This is a genomic window from Microcoleus sp. S28C3 (genome assembly GCF_036700785.1).
GTDB classification, from domain to species: Bacteria; Cyanobacteriota; Cyanobacteriia; order Cyanobacteriales; family Microcoleaceae; genus Microcoleus; species Microcoleus asticus.
In genome coordinates this window covers 1-1,008 of record NZ_JAUBPO010000311.1, presented here as the reverse complement: position 1 = coordinate 1,008, position 1,008 = coordinate 1, and the positions used below count along the sequence as shown (strand labels likewise).

The window sequence follows — 1,008 nt, the reverse complement described above, 5'->3', positions numbered from 1 at the left end:
TACCGGAACACTTCAGAAAACAAATCAACGAGTAGCTGAGGCGGTAGAACCTACTATCAATGATTTATGGGAATGGGGGTAGTGCCCTGAAGGAAAGGATCAAAAAATCAACCGAATTCAAATAAAAGTACGCATCTGGAGTTGTAAATTATCATTATAATGATGTACAAAACGCCCCCATTGCAGCAATATGATTTTCTAATTTTTTAGAGAAGGCTAAGCTCTTTCTTACCAACGCTTGATACTCGTTGTCGAATAGTACAGTTGAAGCGCTCGATATAGCTAGTACAACCACTATCTTTGTCTACACGGCGCGATGACGTTTGCTGGGCAATACAGAATCATAAGCACTCCAATGGTCGGTATAAATTACTGCCGATTGACGGTAAACTGGTGGCATTGAATTCCATAAAGCACTCTTCTGATACTGCGCTACGATCTCCAATGTGTACACCAACAATTTCCCTAGTCTGGGCATCCAATGCCAGCCATACCCACTGTTGATTTCCTTTATTATCGACTCTCCGACCATAGCTCATCCATCTGAACACTCAAGCGCTTTTTTGGCTTGGCACTCACCTCCACTTGCTTCTATCCAACAACAGAAGCGGTATTTACGTAGCGCTGTACTGTATCTTCTGACACTTGTAATACCCGAGCAATCCCGGCCTGGGAAATACGCTCAAGTAGCATCCGTGACATTAACTCTTCTTGTTCTTTAGTAATAGCTTTCCATGTCGGATTCAAAACAAATTGACGACCACATTCTCGACATTTGTAATGAAAGTTTGTGATGCCGAGTTTTACCGTTACGACTGACTGCTTCGCTCGCCACAATTAGGACAATGGGGAATTTCTACTGTCATATCACTAATGGTAAACACTTCTCTCTAATAGTAGCTTACTCTATCCTTTCCTTCCGGGCACTACCGGAATGGGCAACACACAGACCAAACGTGCATGTAGATGAGACTCTAAGAGTGCGTGATGGGAGTCAAGGAATGGTTG

The 1,008-nt window shown here is 43.1% G+C and carries 1 pseudogene; it reads right to left on the bottom strand.

Annotated features, from left to right (window positions below):
* Window positions 1–117: 117 nt before the first annotated feature.
* Window positions 118–866: pseudogene (locus QUA13_RS32625) on the bottom strand (IS1 family transposase).
* Window positions 867–1,008 lie beyond the last annotated feature (142 nt).